The following is a 4358-nucleotide window of genomic DNA, read 5'->3' on the forward strand; positions in this document are numbered from 1 at the left end:
AGCCACGATGTCGGCCGGGTATTGGCGGCCATAGAGGGCGCTGACGAACCAGCGGTTGTACGTCCCATCCTTGATGCGGGTCAGGGCCATGTCAGCCGGGCTGTTCGACGCCGGCTCCATGATCTCGAAGTTGAGCGTGGCCCCGACCTCGCTGCCGGGGCTGTTGGCGCGGATGACGGGCACGGCCCAGCCGTGGGACAGCAGTACGTGGTGGGCAGCGCGCACGGCTGCGGCCGCGTCATGCCAGCCAGGCGCGTGCTCGCCGAGTTGGTGGCTGAGGATGCTGACGCACCACGGCTCGTTATGGGTGATCCAGTGCTTCACCCGGTCGCCCAGATGGGCGGAAACGACCCCGGCGTATTCGGCGAACGCCTCGGCCGTGGAACGCGCCGGCCATCCGCCCTCGTCCTGTAATGCCTGCGGCAAGTCCCAGTGGTAGAGCGTGGCGAACGGGATGATGCCCGCTTCGAGTAGGCCATCGACCAGGCGGCTGTAGAAGTCAAGCCCGGCCTGGTTGACGCGCCCGCGCCCCTGCGGCAGGATGCGGGGCCAGGCGACGGAGAAGCGGTAGGCGCGCAGGCCGAGGGACTGCATCAGGGCCACGTCTTCCCGCCAACGGTGATAGTGGTCGCAGGCGACGTCGCCGGTGGAGCCGTCCACAATGCGGCCGGAGGTGTGGGTGTAGCGATCCCAGATGGACTCGCCCTTGCCGTCTTCGTTCCAGGCGCCCTCGATCTGATAAGACGCGGTCGCCGCGCCCCATACGAAGTCGGGCGGAAAAGAGAGGAAATTAGACATGGTACTCCTTAGGGTGATCGGTTGGTAGGCAATCCGATAGGGGGATCGTACGCGATTTGATGTGGGGGGCAAGTAGGAGGAGGGGTGGGGGAGCAGGTGGGCAGGGGAGCGGGGGAGCGGGGGAGACAGAGTCCGCAGGGACAGTTGACGTGTGCATAAAAGTATGCATACTTGGTGGATGCGTTATTCCTGGCACGAAACCAAGCGACAGATCACGCTTGAGAAGCGCGGTCTGGACTTTGCAGACGCGGAACAGGTGTTTGCGGGGCCAACGTTCACGTTTGAGGACGACCGCGCTGACTATGGTGAAGTTCGCTGGGTAACGCTAGGGCTATTGCGTGACAAAGTAGTTGTCATTGTTCACACTGAGACCGAAGATGAGATTCGAATTATCTCAATGCGCGAGGCAGAAAAAGATGAGCAAGGCCTATTCTTCTCCAACCTTTGATGATCCGGATGACTATCCGGCCGTTACGCAAGCGGATCTCGACCGGGCGACGTATCGCGTGGGGCTGCGGCCCGCGCCCCGCAAGCAGCGTGTCACCATCATGCTGGATACGGGGCTAATCGAGTATTTCAAGGCACGAGCGGGCGAGCGAGGCTATCAGACGTTGATCAATGAAGCACTGCGCCGAATTGTGGAACAGGACGATCTTGATGCGCGCTTGCGACGCATTGTTCGGGAGGAACTTGCTCATTACAACGCTACCGGGCAGACGGAATAGCATTATACTACAGCCCAACCTATGGACTCCATGCAGTTTCTCGACATCCTGGACGCGGCGCTGAGCGAGCGGGAGTTAGCCGCGCTGTGCCGACAGTTTTCGCTGTCCTACAACGCCTTCCCCGGCGCGACCCAGCGCGACCGCACGCGCGAATTCGTGGGCTATATGCAGCGGCAGGGGCGCATGGCCGGGCTGGCCGAGGCCACGGTGGCCCTGCGGCCTGACCTGGGCCCGGCCGTCGCCCGCGTGTTCGCCGCCGACGATCCACACCTTGACTGGCTGGATCGCATGAACACCGGCGCGGGCGGCTCGCTCGATTCAGGCGTCACCTGGCGCTGGCCGGCGGCGTACAAGGGCGCGGCCCCGCTGGCCGGCGCGCCGGACGGCGAACCACCGGCGGATGAGACGCCAACGGTTCCCATTACTGCTCCATCCACTCCCGCCGGAGCGCCGGTGTCCGCGCCGGCTCCCCCCACCGCCGAACCGCCGCCCAATCCCTACACCCCCGGCCGCCCCGTTGCCGACGATGCCATGTTCTTCGGCCGCGCCGCCGAGGCCGAGCTGCTGCGAGCGCACCTGGCCGAGGGCGGCCACGTCGCCATTGTCGGCCAGCGCACGTTGGGCGGTTCGTCGCTGCTGCGCTGGGCCGCCCGCCACGCCGCCGGGGAGCGCGCACTACCGGCCCTGGTGGACGCCCGCGATCCGGCCGTTCGCACTTTGCCGGGATTGCTGAACACCGTCTGGACGCAGTGGTGGGCCGTCGTGAAGCCGGGCAACGTAACCCTGGTGCGCACGCTGGCCGAGTTTGTCACCGCCGCCCGCAAGCTGCGCGCCGCCGGGTTCCGCCCGCTGCTCTTCCTCGATGAGTTCGAGCAATTGATCTGGCGGCCGGCAGTCTTTGACGACGGCCTGTACGACGCCTGGCATGAGTTGGGGCGTGAGGGAGCGCTCGGGCTGGCCGTCGCCAGTCACAGCGCGCCGGCCGACTTGCTGGCCCAGGGCGGTTTTCACAGCCGGATGTATGAGCTATTCCGGCCGTTCGACCTGGGGTTGCTGGACGAGGCGGCGGCCCGCGACCTGCTGACCGTGCCGGCTGAGCGGGCGGGGCTGGCCGTGCCGGCGGGCGCGGCCGACCACCTGTTGGCCCAGGCCGGCCCGCACCCGTTCTTCTTGCAATTGGCCGGGCTGTATCTGTTCGACGGGCTGGCGCGCGGGCAGTATTCGCGGGCTGAAGTGACGGCGCAATTCGAGGCGGCGGCGATCCCGTTCTGGCAGGAACTGTGGGACAACCTCTCCCCGCCGGCCCAGGCCCACTACCCGGCGGCGGCGCTGCGTGAGAAAGAGGGCGTGGCCGGGCGGCAACTGCGCACGCTGGCCCATCGCGGCCTGCTCGTGGCCGAGGGGGACGCGTACCGGCCGTTCAGCGAGGGCTTCGCTAACTGGCTGGCCCGCCTCCGCGCGGCGCAAGAATTCAACACGGATTTCTACGGATAAGACGGATTCCACGGATAGAAGCTTGGTTTCAATCCGTGAAATCCGTCTCATCTGTGTGCTATCCGTGTTGAGTTTATCTATGTTCCCCTGTCTCTCTCCGCAATCGGCGCCAGTGACGCCCCCGCCACGCGGATCAAGTCGGCCGGGTCAAGCTCCAGCCCGGCCAGCAAGTCGCCGCTGCTGATGTTGACGCGGCGGCAGTGGACGATGGCCTCGTCGAAGAGAATCAGCACGTCGGACGGCAGGGCCAGCGGGTTGACCGCACCCTTGGGGTAGCCGGTGACGGCCCGTATCTCCTCGTCGCCGGCGAAGGTCAGCCGTGCCCATGGGCCGGGCAGGTGGGCGCGCACGGCGCGGTGATCCAGCCGGTCGGGGCCGAGGACGCAGGCCATGACGTAGCGCCCGGCGCTGCCCGATTCGCGCAGCAGGATGGACTTCACCATTTCCTCGGCGATGACGCCGCGCTGTTCGGCCGCCTCGGCAACAGTGTAGACGGGGCGGGTGTGGGGCAACACCACGTAGGACGCGCCGTGGGCGTCGAGCAGGCGGGTCGCTTTCGTGTCGGGGCGGTGCGTATGATCCATGTCGGTCACTGTTTATTATAGGTCGCTTTGCCGCTACAATGTAGACGAACTTAGCTAAATGGGCGGACAAAACGACAATGAATAACTTGCCGAGCAACACGACGCTTGACCGCTTTGTCGCCGTCTGCCGCGCCGACGAGCGCGTCGTGGCCGCCGCGCTCCACGGTTCCCATGCCCGCGGTGCCGCCGACCCCTACTCCGACCTCGACCTGGGTGTGATCACGACCGACGCGGCCTACGAGGGCTTTGTCGCCGGCCGTGAGGCGTTCGTGCGCCAACTGGGCGAGCCGCTATTCCTGGAAGATTTCGACCTGCCGGACACGCTGTTCTTTATCCTGGCCGACGGGACGGAGGGAGAGTTAGTGATCGGCCGGGAGAGCCGCTTTTATGAGACGGACGGCGGGCCATTCCGCGTGCTGGTAGACAAGGCAGGCATCCTGGCCGGGACGGTGTTTTCCCGCGCACACCCCGCGCCGGCCGAGCGGGCCGAAACCCTGCGGCAACTGGTCGTGTGGTTCTGGCATGACCTATCCCACTTCATCACGGCGCTGGGGCGCGGCCAGTTGTGGTGGGCGGCCGGACAACTGGAGGTGCTGCGGCGTTACGGCGTGAATTTGGCCCGCTTGCGGCACGATTTCACCGATAGTGACGTGGGCGAGGAGGCGTACTTCAAGGTGGAGCGGGCGCTGCCGGCCGAACTACTGTCGCCATTGGCGACAACCTTTGTCCCGCTGGAGCGAGACGCGCTACTGCGGGC

General features: G+C 66.1%; 6 protein-coding genes. 4 read left to right on the top strand and 2 right to left on the bottom strand.

The genetic code is table 11. The features are described 5' to 3' along the window. Positions 1-798 (bottom strand): family 1 glycosylhydrolase (locus tag ACE3UY_RS13415; RefSeq protein ID WP_374688015.1); only part of this gene is annotated, 798 nt, incomplete at its 3' end. 178 nt (positions 799-976) lie between these two features. Between ACE3UY_RS13415 and ACE3UY_RS13420 the strand changes: the two genes are divergently transcribed. From ACE3UY_RS13420 to ACE3UY_RS13430, 3 genes are read left to right on the top strand one after another with little or no spacing between them, the layout of a single operon-like run. Continuing rightward, positions 977-1246 carry a BrnT family toxin gene (locus ACE3UY_RS13420; RefSeq protein WP_374688020.1) on the top strand — a complete coding sequence of 90 codons (270 nt, stop codon included), beginning with the start codon at positions 977-979 and terminating at the stop codon, positions 1244-1246. Then, a complete protein-coding gene (locus tag ACE3UY_RS13425) occupies positions 1215-1523 on the top strand; it encodes a BrnA antitoxin family protein (RefSeq protein ID WP_374688016.1) in 309 nt (102 codons plus the stop codon). The genes ACE3UY_RS13420 and ACE3UY_RS13425 overlap by 32 nt, the downstream gene beginning before the upstream one ends. A 21-nt stretch (positions 1524-1544) precedes the next feature. Then, entirely contained in the window at positions 1545-3017 is a 1473-nt protein-coding gene (locus ACE3UY_RS13430; RefSeq protein ID WP_374688017.1) for a hypothetical protein, read from the top strand. 77 nt (positions 3018-3094) lie between these two features. On the opposite strand, the gene ACE3UY_RS13435 is transcribed toward ACE3UY_RS13430, so the two are convergent. Next, entirely contained in the window at positions 3095-3601 is a 507-nt protein-coding gene (locus tag ACE3UY_RS13435) for an aminoacyl-tRNA deacylase (protein WP_374688018.1), read from the bottom strand. Between the two features lie 77 nt (positions 3602-3678). Here ACE3UY_RS13435 and ACE3UY_RS13440 point away from each other — a divergent pair. After that, positions 3679-4358: aminoglycoside 6-adenylyltransferase (locus ACE3UY_RS13440; protein ID WP_374688019.1), on the top strand; the 680-nt coding region annotated here is incomplete at its 3' end.

It is taken from the genome of Promineifilum sp. (SeqCode) (genome assembly GCF_041918635.1).
Lineage (GTDB): Bacteria > Chloroflexota > Anaerolineae > Promineifilales > Promineifilaceae > Promineifilum.

Coding starts and splice junctions, on each gene's coding strand:
- ACE3UY_RS13425 (WP_374688016.1), top strand. CDS start 1,215: ATGAGCAAGGCCTATTCTTCTCCAACCTTTGATGATCCGGATGACTAT.
- ACE3UY_RS13435 (WP_374688018.1), bottom strand. CDS start 3,601: ATGGATCATACGCACCGCCCCGACACGAAAGCGACCCGCCTGCTCGAC.
- ACE3UY_RS13420 (WP_374688020.1), top strand. CDS start 977: ATGCGTTATTCCTGGCACGAAACCAAGCGACAGATCACGCTTGAGAAG.
- ACE3UY_RS13430 (WP_374688017.1), top strand. CDS start 1,545: ATGGACTCCATGCAGTTTCTCGACATCCTGGACGCGGCGCTGAGCGAG.